The organism is Pseudomonas sp. MWU13-2105 (genome assembly GCF_023242315.1).
Lineage (GTDB): Bacteria > Pseudomonadota > Gammaproteobacteria > Pseudomonadales > Pseudomonadaceae > Aquipseudomonas.
On sequence record NZ_JALLIY010000019.1, the window covers coordinates 65298 to 80989 of the forward strand.

The window sequence follows — 15692 nt, forward strand, 5'->3', positions numbered from 1 at the left end:
ATAAAGCTCGCTTGAAAAAGAAAAGGCTTGCCGCAGCAAGCCTTTGGAATGAGGGGATCAGGCGTTCTGGCGATGCAGCTTTTCCAGCTTCTTCTTGATCCGGTCGCGCTTGAGCGTAGACAGGTAATCGACGAACAGCTTGCCGTTGAGGTGATCGCATTCATGCTGGATGCACACCGCCAGCAGGCCTTCGGCCTCCAGTTCGAACGGCTTGCCGTCGCTGTCCAGGGCCTTGACCCGCAGTTTTGTCGGGCGGTCGACGTTCTCGTAGAAACCCGGCACCGACAGGCAGCCTTCCTGGTACTGGTCGACTTCCTCGGTCAGGGTTTCGAACTCGGGGTTGATGAATACCCGCGGTTCGCTACGATCTTCGCTCAGGTCCATGACCACGATACGCTGGTGCACATTGACCTGGGTCGCCGCCAGGCCGATGCCCGGGGCTTCATACATTGTTTCAAACATGTCGTCGATCAGCTGACGCACCTGGTCGTCCACCACGGCCACGGGTTTGGCGATGGTGCGCAGGCGCGGGTCTGGAAATTCGAGGATGTTTAAAATGGCCATAGGCGTATTTGCTGCACTTGTGAGGTAAAGTCAGAGACGGCTGCCGCAATGTCCCGCTGGGATCGGCTACCGTTGTAAAACGTTCTCCCTGGGAGCGAGCCGCGGGGGCTCTGGCGTTTCACGCGAAGGCACATAATAAAGGGATTCACTGCATGAGGAAAACACTACTCGCCCTGTTGCTGGCCGTTAGCGGCGTCGTGCAGGCGCAAGTGCAACTCAAGGACGGTTATCCACAGCGTTATACCGTGGTGCGCGGTGACACACTTTGGGACATTTCCGGCAAGTTTCTCAGCGAGCCGTGGAAGTGGCCGGAGATCTGGCATGCGAACCCCCAGGTGGCCAATCCGGATCTGATCTACCCCGGCGATACGCTGACGCTGCAGTTCGTCGACGGTCAGCCGCGGCTGGTGGTGGATCGCGGTGTGTCGCGGGGGACCGTGAAGTTGTCGCCGCAGGTGCGCCGTTCACCGGTGGCCGAGGCGATTCCGAGCATTCCGCTGGAAAAGATCAATGCGTTCCTGTTGAGCAACCGCATTGTCGACAACGCCAATGACTTCCAGAAAGCCCCGTATATCCTGGCTGGCAGCAATGAGCGAGTCCTCAGCGGCATGGGCGACCGGATCTATGCCCGTGGCGTGTTCGACCCGGGGCACTCGGTGTATGGCCTGTTCCGCCAGGGCAAGGTCTATACCGACCCGCAGACCAAGGAGTTTCTCGGGATCAATGCCGACGACGTGGGTACCGGCGAGTTGCTGGCGACCGAAGGCGATATCGGCACGCTGAACCTGCGCCGCACCACCGAGGAAGTGCGCCTGGGCGACCGCCTGTTCGTCAGCGAGGAGCACCCGGTCAATTCGACGTTCATGCCCAGCGCGCCGCAAGTGCAGATCCACGGCACGATCATAGATGTGCCACGGGGTGTTACACAGATCGGGGTCATGGATGTGGTCACGATCAACAAGGGGCGCCGCGACGGGCTGCTCGAAGGCAATGTTTTAGCGGTGATGAAGACCGGCGAGACTGTGCGCGACCGGGTCACCGGGCAGAGCGTGAAGGTCCCCGACGAGCGTTCCGGCCTGCTGATGGTGTTCCGCACCTACGAAAAGCTCAGCTATGGTTTAGTACTTACCGCCACGCGGTCCCTGACCGTCTTGGACAAGGTGCGCAACCCCTAGCGCCGGACGATAACGCGGGGTCGATTCCGTTAGCTGGCTAAACAGGTTACCCACAGAGTTATCCACAGCTTGTCCATGCCGCTCCAGGACCGCCACAGATCAAGGATGATCCGATGTCGTTGTCCAGCTGTACCTCCCTGTCCCCGGCGGAGCTCGAAGCCCGCCTGCGCCTGCATCGTCTGCCGGAACTCGGTCCACGGCGCTTTCGAACCCTGATTCAAGCCTTCGGTTCGGCCTCGGCGGCCCTCGGTGCGCCGGCGCCTGCCTGGCGCGCGCTGGGGTTGCCGGCGGCCTCTGCCGAGGCTCGTCGCAGCCCTGAGGTCCGTGACGGAGCCAGCGCTGCATTGCGCTGGCTAGAGCGTCCGGCGTGTTATTTGCTGATGTGGGACCAGGCCGATTACCCGGCCCTTCTCGCCGAGCTGGACGACGCCCCGCCGCTGCTGTTCGTGGCCGGCGACCCTGCCTTGCTGGAACAACCGCAACTGGCGCTGGTCGGCAGTCGGCGCGCCTCCAAGCCAGGCATGGACACGGCGGCGGCGTTTTCCCGGAGCCTGGCCGGCGCCGGTTTTGTCATCACCAGCGGGCTGGCGCTGGGGATCGACGGGGCGGCCCATCAGGCGGCCCTGGACATCGGCGGGCGAACTATTGGCGTTCTTGGCACCGGCCTGGAAAATCTTTATCCACAGCGCCATCGCCGACTGGCGGAGGCGATGATTGCCCAGGGCAGCGCCGTGGTCTCCGAGTTGCCGCTGGAAGCGCCGCCGCACCCGGGCAACTTCCCCCGGCGCAATCGGATCATCAGCGGTCTGTCCCTGGGGGTACTGGTGGTAGAGGCGAGTGTCGCCAGCGGCTCGCTGATCACCGCCCGGCTGGCGGCGGAACAGGGGCGCGAAGTGTATGCGATTCCCGGTTCCATCCATCACCCCGGCGCCAAGGGCTGTCATCAGTTGATCCGCGACGGTGCGGTGCTGGTGGAAACCGTCGAACATATCCTCGAACCCTTGCGCGGCTGGCAGCGCGTGACGGCCAGTCCGATCCCCGCTGCGCCCGCGCATCCGCTGCTAGGCTTGCTGCACGCCGCGCCGCAGAGCAGCGAGGCCCTGGCCCGTGCCTGTGGCTGGGCACTACCGCGAGTCTTGGCGGCGTTGACCGAGTTGGAGCTCGAAGGCCGGGTCGCCAATGAAAACGGACGCTGGTTAGCTCGCGCGAGGTAGGTTTACCTGAGTAAACTGCGAGCAGCTTTGAATCCGGAGAACGAGCAATGGTCAACAGTTGGCGTGTGCAAGAAGCCGCACGAGAAATTCGCGCAGGGGCGGTGATTGCCTATCCAACCGAGGCGGTCTGGGGTTTGGGTTGCGATCCTTGGAACGAAGAGGCGGTGGACCGCTTGCTGGCGATCAAGAATCGTTCGGTGGACAAGGGCTTGATCCTGATCGCCGACAACATTCGCCAGTTCGATTTTCTCTTCGAGGATTTCCCGGAAGACTGGATCGACCGCATGGCCAGTACCTGGCCAGGACCGAATACCTGGCTGGTGCCGCATCAGGATTTGTTGCCGGAGTGGGTCACCGGTGTGCATGACACCGTGGCCTTGCGGGTCAGCGACCATCCGTTGGTGCGCGACCTGTGTTCGTTGGTGGGGCCGCTGATTTCCACTTCGGCCAATCCCCAGGGGCGGCCGGCGGCGCGCACGCGGATCCGCGTGGAGCAGTATTTCCGTGGGCAGCTCGACCTGGTGCTGGGCGGCAACCTGGGCGGGCGCAAGAATCCAAGCCTGATCCGCGACCTGGCAACCGGCAAGGTGGTGCGCCCGGCGTAGGGCGAACCCTTGTGGCGAGCGGGCTTGTCGGAACGCCGCACCGCCGCTCTGGGGCGCGAAGCGGCCCTAAAGTCATCAGGTAGAACGCGGTCACAGGTTTTACGACGGCTGCGCAGCCGAGCGCGGGCAAGCCCGCTCGCCACAAGACCGCGGTCGGCTTCAAATTGCCTTAGCTGAAGCAATTTGAAGCGTCTGGTTCAGAACTTGTGGGAGCGGTGCTTGGTCCGGGCGGCGTTCTGACGAACCGCTACGCAGCAGCGGCCAGGTTCACCAGTCTCAAGGCAAGAGCACCGTCGACCCGGTAGTCCGCCGCGCCGCCAGTTCGGTCTGGGCCTTGGCCGCGTCCGCCAGGCTGTAGCGTGCGCCGATCTTGATCTGCAGCTTGCCGCTGGTGATCATCCCGAACAGGTCTTTCGCCATGGCCTGCAGGTTTTCCGCGTTGTTGGCGTAGGTCGCCAGCGTCGGCCGGGTCACATACAGCGAGCCCTTGGCCGCCAGGATCCCCAGGTTGACCCCCTCCACCGCGCCCGAGGCGTTGCCGAAGCTGATCATCAACCCACGGGGCGCCAGGCTGTCCAGCGAGGTCAGCCAGGTGTCCTTGCCCACGCCGTCATATACCACCGGCACCTTCTTGCCATCGGTCAGCTCCAGCACCCGCTTGGCCACGTCCTCATGGCTGTAATCGATGGTTTCCCAGGCCCCGAGGGACTTGGCCAAGGCCGCCTTTTCCGGCGAACTGACGGTCCCGATCAGCTTCACGCCCAAGGCCTTGGCCCACTGGCAGGCGAGCAGGCCGACACCGCCGGCCGCGGCATGGAACAACACGGTTTCGCCGCCTTTCAACTCATAGGTCTGGCGCAGCAGGTACTGCACCGTCAGGCCCTTGAGCATCACTGCCGCGGCCTGTTCGAAGCTGATGCTTTCCGGCAGATGCACCAGGTTGGCCGCCGGCAGCACATGCACTTCGCTGTAGGCGCCCAAAGGACCGCTGCCATAGGCCACGCGATCGCCGACCTTGAACTGGCTGACTTCGCTGCCGACCGCCTCGACCACGCCCGCGCCCTCGGCCCCGAGGCCCGACGGCATGGCCGGTGGTGCATACAGCCCGCTGCGCAGATAGGTGTCGATGAAGTTCAGGCCGATGGCGTGGTTGCGTACCCGCACCTGCTGCGGGCCCGGCTCGGCGGGGGTGTAGTCGACATACTCAAGGACATCCGGGCCGCCATGGGCACGAAACAGGATACGTTTGGCCATCTTTCTCTCCTTGGACATTGCACAAAGGGGCGCGGTGCAGCGCGCTGCAAGGGCCCTATCGGACTCCTTCGATTGACCTTCGTCAACAGCGACGAGCATAAACGCGGTGCTATGCTACGCGCCTCTTTGCTACCGGCCGTCCGATGTGCCAAGTAGCTTTGCCCGATTCAAGGTGATGCCATGACTACCCGCACCGAGGCCGTGAAAGCCTACCTGCTCGACCTGCAAGACCGTATCTGTGCCGCCCTGGAAGCCGAAGACGGTGGCGCGCGCTTCGTCGAAGACGCCTGGACCCGACCCGCCGGTGGTGGTGGTCGGACCCGGGTGATCGGCAACGGCCAGGTCATCGAGAAAGGCGGCGTGAACTTCTCCCATGTCTTCGGCAGCGGCCTGCCGCCGTCGGCCAGCGCCCATCGTCCGGAATTGGCCGGGCGTGGCTTCGAGGCCCTGGGCGTGTCCCTGGTGATTCACCCGCACAACCCCCATGTGCCGACCTCCCACGCCAATGTGCGCTTTTTCATCGCCGAGAAGGAAGGTGAGGAGCCGGTCTGGTGGTTCGGCGGCGGCTTCGACCTGACGCCCTACTACGCCAATGAAGAAGACTGCGTGCACTGGCATCGGGTCGCCGAGCGCGCCTGCGCGCCCTTCGGCGCCGAGGTGTACCCACGCTACAAGGCCTGGTGCGACAGCTACTTCCATATCAAGCACCGCAACGAACCGCGCGGTATCGGTGGCCTGTTCTTCGATGACCTGAACGAGTGGGACTTCGACACCAGCTTCGCCTTCATGCGGGCGATCGGCGACGCCTATATCGAGGCCTACCTGCCGATCGTGCAACGCCGCAAGGCGCAGGCCTGGACCGAACAGCAGCGCGAGTTCCAGGAGTTCCGCCGCGGTCGTTACGTGGAGTTCAACCTGGTCTACGACCGTGGCACCCTGTTCGGCCTGCAATCGGGGGGGCGTACCGAATCGATCCTGATGTCGTTGCCGCCGCAAGTGCGCTGGGGTTACGACTGGAAGGCCGAGCCGGGCAGCGCGGAGGCGCGCTTGACCGAGTACTTCCTGCAGGACCGCGACTGGCTGGCGGAGGGGAATGTCTGATGGATCGCTACGTCGTCTTCGGCAATCCCATCGGTCATAGCAAGTCGCCATTGATTCACCGTCTGTTTGCCGAGCAGACCGCCCAGCAGCTGGACTACAGCACCTTGCTGGCGCCCCTTGATGACTTTTCCGGCTGTGCCCGGGCGTTTTTCCAGGACGGCCGCGGGGCCAATGTGACGGTGCCGTTCAAGGAAGAGGCCTATCGCCTGGCCGACAGCCTGACGGCCCGGGCGCAGCGGGCCGGGGCGGTGAATACCCTGAGCAAGCTGGCTGATGGCAGCCTGTTGGGCGATAACACCGACGGCGCGGGGTTGGTGCGCGACCTGACGGTGAATGCCGGATTCAGTCTGAAGGGCAAGCGTATCCTGCTGCTGGGGGCCGGAGGTGCGGTTCGTGGGGCGCTGGAGCCGTTGCTGGCGGAGCAGCCGGCTTCGGTGATCATTGCCAATCGGACCGTGGAGAAAGCCGAGTTGCTGGCCGAACTGTTCGCCGACCTGGGGCCGGTGTCGGCCAGTGGCTTCGACTGGTTGCAGGAGCCGGTGGACCTGATCATCAATGCCACTTCGGCGAGTCTGTCGGGGGATGTGCCGCCGATTGCGCCGAGCTTGATCGAGCCGGGCAAGACCTTCTGCTACGACATGATGTACAGCAAGGAGCCGACGGCGTTCTGCCGCTGGGCGAGCGAACATGGCGCGGCGGTGTCGATGGATGGCCTGGGCATGCTGGCCGAGCAGGCAGCGGAGGCTTTCTTCCTCTGGCGCGGCGTGCGACCGGATACGGCGCCGGTGCTGGCGGAGTTGCGGCGGCTGCTGGCGCTCTGAGCTTGGACACAATATGACTGGCTGATCGCAAATCTGATGTGGGAGCTGGCTCCCACACAAGCCGGCGCCCATACAAGTCCGTTTCCACAGGACACCCGATCCGTAGTCAGGGGGGATCAATCCTCAAACAGGATTGGACACTTATCCACACCCTCGAGCTTGATCAACTCCTCCACCACTGGTGCCCGCGCCCGCCTCAAGGTCAGGCTGCGGCCTTCGCGTATCAGGCGCCGGGCCTCCTGGTGCAGCATCTCAACCCCCGAGTAATCGATGAAGTTGATCTGCTGCGCTTCGATCACCACCTTCACCCCGTGCAAGCGTTGTAACTGTACTTGCAGGTAATGGCTGGCACCGAAAAAGATCGACCCGCCGACCCGCAGCACATCCTCGTCGCCATCGCGCCAATGCTGGACCCGCGGCTGCGAGGTGCGCTTGAGGTAGAAAAACAGCGAGGCCAGCACCCCGGCATAAATCGCCGTCTGCAACTCCAGCAGCAAGGTCGCCACGCAGGTCAGGGCCATCACCGCGAACTCGGCGTGACTGACCCGGAACAGTGCGCGGATGCCGCGCCGATCCACCAATCCCCAACTGATCAGCAGGATACTGCCGGCCATTGCCGGGATCGGGATATGCGCGATCAGCACCGAGCCGGTCACGGCGAACAGCGCCACCCAGAGCGCGGAAAACACCCCGGCCAGCGGTGAGCAGGCCCCGGCCTCGTAGCTCAGCGCGGCACGGGTGAACGAACCGGCCGACAGGTAGCCGGAAAACAGGCTGCCGATCATGTTCGACAGGCCCTGGGCACGGACTTCCTGGTTGGCATCGAGCAATTGCTGCGAACGGGCCGACAGCGAACGGGCAATCGACAGGCTGGTCACGAGCCCGAGCATGCCCACCGCGACGGCGCTGGGCAGCAGGCGCAGGATGGTTTCCAGGTCCAGTGGCAAGGCGCTGAACGGTGGCAACCGGCCGATGAAGCCTTTGACCAACTGCACGTGCCCGAACAGGCCCGGGCACAGCCAGACCAGCGTGCTGGCCAGGACCAGGGTGATCAGCAGGGTCGGCCAGCGCGGTAGCCAGGATTTGAGAGCGAGACCCAGGAGCAGGGTTCCCAACCCCAGCAGCAGCGAGGGTTTGTCCAGTTCGCCGAGGTGCTGGCCCAGTTGCAACAGGCTGTTCAGGGCGGTGGCCTGGTTGGGGATATCGAGCCCCAGCAGGTTCGGCAGTTGCCCGAGGGCGATGACCACGGCGGCGCCCAGGGTGAAACCCAGCACCACCGAATGCGAGACGAAATTCACCAGGGCGCCGAAGCGCAGCATGCCCAGCAACCACTGGAAGATCCCGGCGATGCAGGTCAGCAACAGGATCAGGGTCACGTAGTCCTGGCTGCCGGGTACCGCGAGCGGGCTGACACTGGCGAACAGGACAATCGAGATGGCCGCCGTGGGCCCGCAGATCAGATGCCAGGACGAGCCCCAGAGACAGGCGATCAGCACCGGGACGATGGCTGCGTAGAGGCCGTATTCGGGCGGCAGGCCGGCGATCAGGGCGTAGGCGACCGATTGTGGCAAGGCCAGGATCGCCCCGCTCAGGCCGACGATCAGGTCACGACTGACGCTGGCGCGGGTTTGTCGCGGCAGCCAGCTGAGAAATGGCAGGAGTTTGTGGCGGTTGGTCCAGCCCATGGGTCTCTCGGTTGGGTGAGTCGGCGTCGGGGTGACGAGGTGGTGTGACAGGAGCAAGGCGTCCGACGCCGGTTGGGCCGCGCACATTCCTTGTGGGCGTGGAGTTGCTTTGTGGGAGCGGTGCTTGCCCGCGAAGCTTTTAGCTGCCTCAAGGGCCTCTTCGCGGGCAAGCACCGCTCCCACACATTGGGTTCTGCGGTGTTGCATGCAGCCTGTACCAGGTTTAACTCAGAGCTTGGCTTTGACCGCCGGCAACCCATCCTGGCCATCCACGGTCTTCACCCCGTCCAGCCATTTGTCCAGCACCGCCGGATTGGCCTTGATCCAGGCCTTGGCCGCGTCGGCATTGCTCAGCTTCTTGTTCGCCACCTCGGCCATGATGCTGTTTTCCATGTCCTGGGTGAAGCTCAGGTTACTCAGCAACTTGCCGACGTTCGGGCAGGCCTGTGCATAACCCTTGCGGGTCACGGTATAGACGCTGCCGGTATCGCCAAAGTATTTCTCGCCGCCCTTGAGATAGTGCATCTTCATCTGCACGTTCATCGGGTGCGGGGTCCAGCCGAGGAAGACCACGAACTTCTGTTTCTTCACCGAACGGGCCACTTCGGCCAACATCGCTTGCTCGCTGGACTCCACCAGCTTCCACTGGCCGAGGTCGAACTCGTTTTTCTTGATGATATCCGCCAGCGAGGCATTGGCCGGCGCGCCGGAACCGATGCCATAGAGCTTCTTGTCGAACTTGTCGGCGAACTTGTTCAGGTCGGCAAAGTTATGCACACCCGCGTCCCAGACGTAGTCCGGGACCGCCAGGGTGAATTCGGTGCCGTCGAGGTTCTTTGCCAGTTGCGTGACATCGCCGTTGGCCAGGAACTTGTCGTAGAAACCCTGCTGCGCCGGCATCCAGTTGCCGAGGAACACATCCACCTGGCCGTCCTTGAGACCGCCGTAGGTGATCGGCACCGCCAGGGTGTCGACCTTGGCCTTGTAGCCCAGGCCATCCAGCAGCAAGCTGGTGATGGCATTGGTCGCGGCGATATCGCTCCAGCCCGGATCGGCCATTTTTACCGTGTCGCAGCTCTGCTCGGCATAGGCACTCAGGCTGCTCATGACCAGCAAGCCGGCTGTCAGTGCTGTGGATAACTTCTTCATCGCCTTCCCCTTACGTTCGTTATTGATTTTGGCAGGGTTGTGGATAACGCGCTTTGCGTTCCAGATCGTCGAGGTCGATATGGTTGCGCATGTATTGCTGACTGGCGTCCACCAGTGGCTGGTGATCCCAGCTCTTCAGCTTTCCTTGGGCCAGCGTGCTGGCGACGAAACGCCGCCGCCGCTGACTGGCGAGCACCTGTTGGTGGATCGCCGGGATGTTCCATTTCGCCCGGGCTTCGGCCAGGAAGTCGTTGAAGAGAGCTTGATGCGGCGCTGACTGGCTGAGTTCTTCCTCCTCGCGTGGGTCGTTGTGGATATCGAAGAGCAGACAGGGGTCGTCTTCGCTGTAGATGAATTTGTAGGCGCCGCGGCGAATCATCATCAGCGGGCTGATGGTGCCTTCGGCCATGTATTCGCCAAACACTTCGTCGTGACCGCCCTCGCCCTTCAGGTGCGGGACCAATGAGCGGCCGTCCAGGGGCAGCCCGGCCTGCAGCGTACCGCCGGCCAGTTCCACCAGGGTCGGCAGCAGGTCGGCGGTGGAAACCGCCGCGCTGACGCGCCCGGCGGCGAACTGCCCGGGGGCGCTGATCAGCAGCGGCACCCGCGCGGACATTTCGAACCAGTGCATCTTGTACCAGAGGCCACGCTCGCCGAGCATGTCGCCGTGGTCGCCGGAGAACACGATCAGCGTGTCCTCGGCCAAGCCGGTTTCCTCAAGGGTTTGCAGGAGTTTGCCGACGTTGCTGTCGATATAGCTGCACGCACCGAAGTAGGCCCGGCGCGCGTCGCGGATCTTATCCACCGGTAGCGGTTTGTCCCACAGGTCGTAGACCTTGAGCAAACGCCGGGAATGCGGGTCGAGGCTGTCCTGGGCCGGGGTCTGCGGCAATGGAATGTCCTCGTCGCGATACAGGTCCCAGAAGGCCTTGGGAATGGTGTAGGGATCGTGGGGGTGGGTCATCGACACAGTCAGGCAGAACGGCTGGTTGCCGTCTTCGCGCACGTGATCGAACAGGTATTGTTGCGCCTTGAAGACCACCTCTTCATCGAAGTCCAGCTGGTTGGTGCGCACGCAGGGGCCGGCCTGCAATACCGAGGACATGTTGTGGTACCAGCTGGGCCGCACGTCGGGCTCGTCCCAGTTCACCGCCCAGCCGTAGTCCGCCGGATAGATGTCGCTGGTCAGGCGCTCTTCGTAGCCATGCAGTTGGTCAGGCCCGCAGAAGTGCATCTTGCCCGACAGCGCGGTGCGATAGCCGAGGCGCCGTAGATAGTGGGCATAGGTCGGTACGTCGGCGGGGAAATCGGCGGCGTTGTCGTAGGCACCGATCTTGCTCGGCAGTTGGCCGCTGACCAGGGTGAAGCGCGAAGGCGCGCAGAGCGGGCTGTTGCAGTAGGCGGCATCGAAGACCACGCCTTCGGCGGCCAGGCGGCTCAGGTTCGGAAGCTTGATCGGCGATGCACCGTAGAGCGGCAACAGGGGCGCGGCCATTTGATCGGCCATGATGAAGAGAATGTTCTTGCGCTTCATGTAATCGCGGCATTCCATAGTGAATTGTTATGCGATAGTGCTGCAATCCAGCATGTGGTCCACGGAATCTGTGGTAAAGCCCCTGCCAAACAATGACTAGGATAAGTACAGCTTATGTATGAAGCTCTGGGCGACCTGTCCCTCGATCTGCTCCGGGCTTTCGAAGCGGCGGCCCGTCACCACAGTTTTACCGCCGCGGCGGTGGAGCTGGGCACTACCCAGCCGGCCATCAGCCAGCAGATCAAGCGCCTGGAAGACCAGTTGACCACTCGCCTGTTCGATCGCATCTACCGTGGCATCGAATTGACCGAAGCCGGCTCGATCCTGTTCGAGCAGGTGCAGGTCGGGTTGCAGAGCATCGACAGTGGTTTGAGCGCGGTCACCGCCCAGCGTCAGCACGAGGTGCTGCAGGTCGCCACCGACTTTGCCTTTGCCGCTTACTGGCTGATGCCACGCCTGCATCGCTTTCACGCGGCCAATCCGCAGGTCGATGTCAGCCTGGTGACCAGTGAGCGCAGCCACAACATGTTGCGCACCGACATCGATGTCGCGGTGCTGTTCGGCAAGGGCCGTTTCAAGCAGGGCGAGAGCCATTGGCTGTTCAGCGAGGAAGTGTTTCCGGTATGCAGCCCGCAACTGCTCAAGGGCCGTGAGCTGCCGCTGCCGACGGAGGCCTTGCTGGAGTTTCCCTTGCTGCACCTCAAGGGCGAAAATAGCAGCCACTGGTTCGACTGGAGCGGGGTTTTTCGCGAGCTGGGGCTGACCGCGGCGCCGGCGCCGGGGCAATTGCGCTTCGACAACTACACCTTGTTGATCCAGGCGGCGATTGGCGGCCAGGGCGTGGCCATCGGCTGGCGCCACCTGGTGGATAACCTGTTGGAGCAGGGCTTGTTATGCCGGCCGATCAGCCAGTCGGTGATTTCCACCTTTGGCTACTACGTGGTGCTACCCCAACGTAAACGGCGCGGGGCGCTGATCCAGCGGTTCTTCGACTGGTTGATGGCCGAACAGGCCGACAGTGCGCAATCGCTGGTGGGGCTGGGCTTGCCCTCGATTGCGGTGTAGCGTCAGGCCATTACCGGACGCTGAATGAGCGAGAGCGGCATGCAACGTATCAAGGGCTACCATGCCCACATCTATTTCGACGCAACGACCCTGGAGCAGGCCCGTGAGCTGTGCGAACTGGCGGCGACGACTTTTCCGCTGACGATGGGGCGGGTGCACCAGCGCCCGGTGGGACCGCATCCGGACTGGAGCTGCCAGTTGGCGTTCGATGCGCAATATATCGGTGTGGTCTTGCCGTGGCTGGCGCTGAACCGCAAGGGGCTGGTGGTGTTCCTGCATCCCTTGACCGGCGATGACCTGGCCGACCATCGCGATCACGGGATCTGGATGGGGGCGGTCAGGCCATTGGACCTGTCGCTCTTCGCCTAGCGCCTCAAGCGGTCAGTTCAGCACGCCATCAAGAATCTCGTAGACGATCCCGGTGCCGATGGCGATCAGGACCACGTCACTGCCCATGCGCCGCCACTCATAACCTTCATACACCGGCAGGCGGCCCAGTGCCCGGCCGTCCAGGCGTTCGCCTTCGTAGCCGCGTGGCAGCGGTTGGCCGCGGACCAGACGATAGCCCGGAGGCGGTGGCGCGCCGCGACCGAAATGTTCGCGGTCTTCATGGATGATCTGCCGGATCGGGCCGAAGTCCTGGGGCGGACGGTGCGCGTTGCGCTCGTCACGGCCCCTGTCCGGCCCTCTGTCGCCGCCCCTGTCCCGCTGGTCGTAGCCGCCGCGATCATGGTCTTCGCCGCGCATTTGATCCTCGGCATGCAGCAGGGGGCTGGCGCTGAGTACCAGCAGGCCAAGACCGGCCATCAGGCGTTTGGGCATTTTCATCGGGGGCATTCCTCACCACACAGGCAATACATCGAATAGGGGTGAAGGCTTGGCTTCAAACCCCCGGGTCTTACTTTATTAGTCCGTATGGTGGCGTTTAGATTCCTTTGTATCAGGAACTTTACCTTTGTCCGGCGCCGCTGCTATCGCCAGCGATCATGCTGTTCGCTCAAGCCGTGCCGCAGGGCTTCGAGGCGCTCGCGCAAGGAGGTGTCGTTTGCCGCTGCGCCAGTGGTTCTTGCCAGGGCGCCACTCTCCGAAGCCAGGTTCGGGATGCTGGGGGCCAGGGGTTCGAACGCGAACAGGCTGGACAGGTCTTGTCGCGGTGGCGGGGTTTGGCGGGGTTGTGACGTCACCGACTTGAGCCGCTTTGGGCGAGGGCTTTCAGTGACGGACAGGTGAGCGAGGAAGGTGCGGGCGATAGCGAGTGTCATAGGGGCATCCATTTTATCGGTAACGACCGAGCGCTCCTGCGCGGCCGTCTCTTGCCGGTATTTCCCGGAAAGAGAATGTAATGATTACCCCTTTGACAGTGTGGTTCTGTCAATAAACGCTCAGGTTCGCGCCCATGAAAAAGGGACCCAAGGCTGTTGCCCTGGATCCCTCAGTGTCGTGCAGCCTGGCTTAGCGCGCGGTACGTACACCTTCGGCGAGGGCTGCGCACAGGCTCAGCACGCCATCGATGGCCTGTTCGTTGCTGGTGGCGTTGGCGATGTGATCGATCAGCGCCGAACCGACCACCACGCCGTCCGCCATCCGAGCGATGGCCGCGGCCTGCTCCGGTGTGCGGATGCCGAAACCGATGCTGATCGGCAGGTCGGTGTGGCGCCGCAGGCGGGCCACCGCCTCTTCGACGTGTTCCAGGGTCGCCGAGCCGGCACCGGTCACGCCGGCCACCGACACGTAGTAGACGAATCCGGAACTGCCGTTGAGCACGGTGGGCAGGCGGACGTCGTCGGTAGTCGGCGTGGTCAGGCGGATAAAGTCCAGGCCGGCGGCCTGGGCCGGGTCGCACAGCTCGGCGTTATGTTCCGGCGGCAGGTCGACCACGATCAGGCCGTCGACACCGGCGGCCTTGGCATCGGCGATAAAACGCGGCACGCCATAGTGGTGGATCGGGTTGAAGTAACCCATCAGCACCAGTGGGGTTTCATTGTTCCCGGCACGGAATTCGCGAACCATCTGCAAGGTTTTCGCCAGGTTCTGCTTGGCGGCCAGGGCACGGATGTTCGCCAGCTGGATCGCCGGGCCGTCGGCCATCGGATCGGTGAAGGGCATGCCCAGCTCGATCACATCGGCGCCGGCCTTGGGCAAGCCCTTGAGGATCGCCAGGGAGGTGTCATAGCCCGGGTCGCCGGCGGTGACAAAGGTCACCAGGGCGGCGCGGTTCTGTTGTTTCAGCTCGGCAAAGCGGGTTTGCAGGCGGCTCATCAGTGTTTCTCCTGCTGCGACTGTTGCATGTGGTGCATGACGGTTTGCATGTCCTTGTCACCGCGACCGGACAGGTTGACCACCATCAGGTGATCCTTGGGCAGGGTCGGTGCGCGCTTGAACACTTCGGCCAGGGCATGGGCGCTTTCCAGCGCCGGGATGATGCCTTCGAGGCGGCAGCACTGGTGGAACGCGGCCAGGGCTTCGTGATCGGTGACCGAGGTGTACTGGACGCGTCCGATATCGTGCAACCAGGCGTGTTCCGGGCCGATACCGGGATAGTCGAGGCCGGCTGAGATCGAGTGGGCGTCGATGATCTGGCCATCGTCGTCCTGCAGCAGGAAGGTCCGGTTGCCGTGCAGCACGCCGGGTACGCCGCCGTTCAGGCTGGCGGCGTGCATGCCGGTCTCGATACCGTGGCCGGCGGCTTCGACGCCGATGATTTCGACGCTGCTGTCATCGAGGAACGGGTGGAACAGGCCCATGGCGTTGGAACCGCCGCCGATGCATGCCACCAAGCTGTCGGGCAGGCGCCCTTCCTGGGCTTGCAACTGCTCGCGGGTTTCCTTGCCGATCACCGACTGGAAGTCGCGGACCATGGCCGGGTACGGGTGTGGACCGGCGACGGTGCCGATCAGGTAGAAGGTGCTGTCGACGTTGGTGACCCAGTCGCGCAGGGCTTCGTTCATCGCGTCTTTCAGGGTGCCGGTACCGGCAACCACCGGGATCACTTCGGCGCCCAGCAGTTTCATGCGGAACACGTTGGCCTGCTGGCGCTCGATGTCGGTGGTGCCCATGTAGATCACGCAGTCGAGGCCGAAGCGCGCGGCCACGGTGGCGGTGGCCACGCCGTGCATGCCGGCGCCGGTCTCGGCGATGATGCGTTTCTTGCCCATGCGCCGTGCCAGCAGGATCTGGCCGATGCAGTTGTTGATCTTGTGCGCGCCGGTGTGGTTCAGCTCTTCGCGCTTGAGGTAGATCTTCGCGCCGCCACAGTGCTCGGTCAGGCGTTCGGCGAAGTACAGCGGGCTCGGACGACCGACGTAGTCGCGCTGGAAGTAGGCCAGTTCTTTGGTGAACGCGGGATCGATCTTGGCGGCTTCGTATTCGCGGTTCAGGTCGAGAATCAGCGGCATCAGGGTTTCGGCCACGTAGCGGCCGCCGAATGCGCCGAACAGGCCGTTGGCGTCAGGGCCGTTGCGCAGGTTGGACTGGGTCATGGGAGGCTCCAGGTGGACGATTGAAGGTTCGATGGGGTTCACTCTA

The 15692-nt window shown here is 63.5% G+C and carries 16 protein-coding genes; 7 read left to right on the forward strand and 9 right to left on the reverse strand.

Annotated features, from left to right (window positions below; translation table 11 throughout):
• Positions 1 to 57 precede the first annotated feature (57 nt).
• Positions 58 to 564, reverse strand: coding sequence for a peptide deformylase (gene def, locus M5B96_RS25215; protein ID WP_248799697.1), 507 nt, complete (start codon positions 562 to 564; stop codon positions 58 to 60).
• Positions 565 to 716: 152 nt separating this feature from the next.
• On the opposite strand from def, the gene M5B96_RS25220 reads away from it, so the two are divergent.
• The 3 genes from M5B96_RS25220 (at position 717) to M5B96_RS25230 (ending at position 3558) form a co-directional block, all read left to right on the forward strand.
• A complete protein-coding gene (locus M5B96_RS25220; RefSeq protein ID WP_248799698.1) occupies positions 717 to 1739 on the forward strand; it encodes a LysM peptidoglycan-binding domain-containing protein in 1023 nt (340 codons plus the stop codon).
• A 113-nt stretch (positions 1740 to 1852) separates the two neighbouring features.
• Positions 1853 to 2953, forward strand: a complete 1101-nt coding sequence (gene dprA, locus M5B96_RS25225) for a DNA-processing protein DprA (protein ID WP_248799699.1) — start codon at positions 1853 to 1855, stop codon at positions 2951 to 2953.
• A 47-nt stretch (positions 2954 to 3000) separates the two neighbouring features.
• Positions 3001 to 3558, forward strand: a complete 558-nt coding sequence (locus M5B96_RS25230) for an L-threonylcarbamoyladenylate synthase (protein ID WP_248799700.1) — start codon at positions 3001 to 3003, stop codon at positions 3556 to 3558.
• A gap of 276 nt (positions 3559 to 3834) precedes the next feature.
• On the opposite strand, the gene M5B96_RS25235 is transcribed toward M5B96_RS25230, so the two are convergent.
• A complete protein-coding gene (locus M5B96_RS25235) occupies positions 3835 to 4812 on the reverse strand; it encodes a quinone oxidoreductase family protein (protein WP_248799701.1) in 978 nt (325 codons plus the stop codon).
• A gap of 180 nt (positions 4813 to 4992) precedes the next feature.
• Between M5B96_RS25235 and hemF the strand changes: the two genes are divergently transcribed.
• Both hemF and aroE read left to right on the forward strand, forming a co-directional pair.
• The gene (gene hemF, locus M5B96_RS25240; RefSeq protein WP_248799702.1) at positions 4993 to 5913 is read left to right on the forward strand and encodes an oxygen-dependent coproporphyrinogen oxidase; all 921 of its coding nucleotides are present in this window, start codon (positions 4993 to 4995) and stop codon (positions 5911 to 5913) included.
• Complete coding sequence (aroE, locus tag M5B96_RS25245; protein ID WP_248799703.1) at positions 5913 to 6734, forward strand: shikimate dehydrogenase; 822 nt, start codon at positions 5913 to 5915, stop codon at positions 6732 to 6734. The genes hemF and aroE overlap by 1 nt, the downstream gene beginning before the upstream one ends.
• Positions 6735 to 6850: 116 nt before the next feature.
• Here aroE and M5B96_RS25250 read toward each other — a convergent pair whose 3' ends face one another.
• The 3 genes from M5B96_RS25250 to betC all read right to left on the reverse strand — a co-directional run bounded on the left by M5B96_RS25250 (position 6851) and on the right by betC (position 11102).
• Positions 6851 to 8419, reverse strand: coding sequence for a SulP family inorganic anion transporter (locus M5B96_RS25250; protein ID WP_248799704.1), 1569 nt, complete (start codon positions 8417 to 8419; stop codon positions 6851 to 6853).
• A gap of 228 nt (positions 8420 to 8647) precedes the next feature.
• The gene (locus M5B96_RS25255; RefSeq protein WP_248799705.1) at positions 8648 to 9568 is read right to left on the reverse strand and encodes a choline ABC transporter substrate-binding protein; all 921 of its coding nucleotides are present in this window, start codon (positions 9566 to 9568) and stop codon (positions 8648 to 8650) included.
• 19 nt (positions 9569 to 9587) lie between these two features.
• The gene (gene betC / locus M5B96_RS25260; protein WP_248799706.1) at positions 9588 to 11102 is read right to left on the reverse strand and encodes a choline-sulfatase; all 1515 of its coding nucleotides are present in this window, start codon (positions 11100 to 11102) and stop codon (positions 9588 to 9590) included.
• A gap of 114 nt (positions 11103 to 11216) precedes the next feature.
• Here betC and M5B96_RS25265 point away from each other — a divergent pair, with 114 nt between their 5' ends.
• Together M5B96_RS25265 and M5B96_RS25270 are read left to right on the forward strand one after the other, a co-directional pair.
• Entirely contained in the window at positions 11217 to 12167 is a 951-nt protein-coding gene (locus M5B96_RS25265) for a choline sulfate utilization transcriptional regulator (RefSeq protein WP_248799707.1), read from the forward strand.
• Between the two features lie 39 nt (positions 12168 to 12206).
• Entirely contained in the window at positions 12207 to 12536 is a 330-nt protein-coding gene (locus tag M5B96_RS25270) for a DOPA 4,5-dioxygenase family protein (protein ID WP_248799708.1), read from the forward strand.
• Positions 12537 to 12548: 12 nt separating this feature from the next.
• Here M5B96_RS25270 and M5B96_RS25275 read toward each other — a convergent pair whose 3' ends face one another.
• The 4 genes from M5B96_RS25275 to trpB form a co-directional block, all read right to left on the reverse strand.
• Complete coding sequence (locus M5B96_RS25275) at positions 12549 to 12995, reverse strand: anti-virulence regulator CigR family protein (protein WP_248799709.1); 447 nt, start codon at positions 12993 to 12995, stop codon at positions 12549 to 12551.
• A gap of 143 nt (positions 12996 to 13138) precedes the next feature.
• Positions 13139 to 13429, reverse strand: a complete 291-nt coding sequence (locus M5B96_RS25280) for a hypothetical protein (protein WP_248799710.1) — start codon at positions 13427 to 13429, stop codon at positions 13139 to 13141.
• A 190-nt stretch (positions 13430 to 13619) separates the two neighbouring features.
• On the reverse strand, positions 13620 to 14426 hold the full coding sequence (trpA, locus tag M5B96_RS25285) for a tryptophan synthase subunit alpha (RefSeq protein ID WP_248799711.1): 807 nt from the start codon (positions 14424 to 14426) through the stop codon (positions 13620 to 13622).
• Positions 14426 to 15646, reverse strand: a complete 1221-nt coding sequence (trpB, locus tag M5B96_RS25290; RefSeq protein WP_248799712.1) for a tryptophan synthase subunit beta — start codon at positions 15644 to 15646, stop codon at positions 14426 to 14428. The genes trpA and trpB overlap by 1 nt, the downstream gene beginning before the upstream one ends.
• Between the last annotated feature and the right edge of the window lie 46 nt (positions 15647 to 15692).

Bases quoted from the DNA above. Each gene is read 5' to 3' on its own strand.
- M5B96_RS25265 (WP_248799707.1), top strand. From the start codon at position 11,217: ATGTATGAAGCTCTGGGCGACCTGTCCCTCGATCTGCTCCGGGCTTTC.
- M5B96_RS25235 (WP_248799701.1), bottom strand. From the start codon at position 4,812: ATGGCCAAACGTATCCTGTTTCGTGCCCATGGCGGCCCGGATGTCCTT.
- M5B96_RS25230 (WP_248799700.1), top strand. From the start codon at position 3,001: ATGGTCAACAGTTGGCGTGTGCAAGAAGCCGCACGAGAAATTCGCGCA.
- M5B96_RS25280 (WP_248799710.1), bottom strand. From the start codon at position 13,429: ATGACACTCGCTATCGCCCGCACCTTCCTCGCTCACCTGTCCGTCACT.
- M5B96_RS25270 (WP_248799708.1), top strand. From the start codon at position 12,207: ATGCAACGTATCAAGGGCTACCATGCCCACATCTATTTCGACGCAACG.
- betC (WP_248799706.1), bottom strand. From the start codon at position 11,102: ATGAAGCGCAAGAACATTCTCTTCATCATGGCCGATCAAATGGCCGCG.
- M5B96_RS25250 (WP_248799704.1), bottom strand. From the start codon at position 8,419: ATGGGCTGGACCAACCGCCACAAACTCCTGCCATTTCTCAGCTGGCTG.
- trpA (WP_248799711.1), bottom strand. From the start codon at position 14,426: ATGAGCCGCCTGCAAACCCGCTTTGCCGAGCTGAAACAACAGAACCGC.
- aroE (WP_248799703.1), top strand. From the start codon at position 5,913: ATGGATCGCTACGTCGTCTTCGGCAATCCCATCGGTCATAGCAAGTCG.
- trpB (WP_248799712.1), bottom strand. From the start codon at position 15,646: ATGACCCAGTCCAACCTGCGCAACGGCCCTGACGCCAACGGCCTGTTC.
- M5B96_RS25220 (WP_248799698.1), top strand. From the start codon at position 717: ATGAGGAAAACACTACTCGCCCTGTTGCTGGCCGTTAGCGGCGTCGTG.
- hemF (WP_248799702.1), top strand. From the start codon at position 4,993: ATGACTACCCGCACCGAGGCCGTGAAAGCCTACCTGCTCGACCTGCAA.
- dprA (WP_248799699.1), top strand. From the start codon at position 1,853: ATGTCGTTGTCCAGCTGTACCTCCCTGTCCCCGGCGGAGCTCGAAGCC.
- def (WP_248799697.1), bottom strand. From the start codon at position 564: ATGGCCATTTTAAACATCCTCGAATTTCCAGACCCGCGCCTGCGCACC.
- M5B96_RS25275 (WP_248799709.1), bottom strand. From the start codon at position 12,995: ATGAAAATGCCCAAACGCCTGATGGCCGGTCTTGGCCTGCTGGTACTC.
- M5B96_RS25255 (WP_248799705.1), bottom strand. From the start codon at position 9,568: ATGAAGAAGTTATCCACAGCACTGACAGCCGGCTTGCTGGTCATGAGC.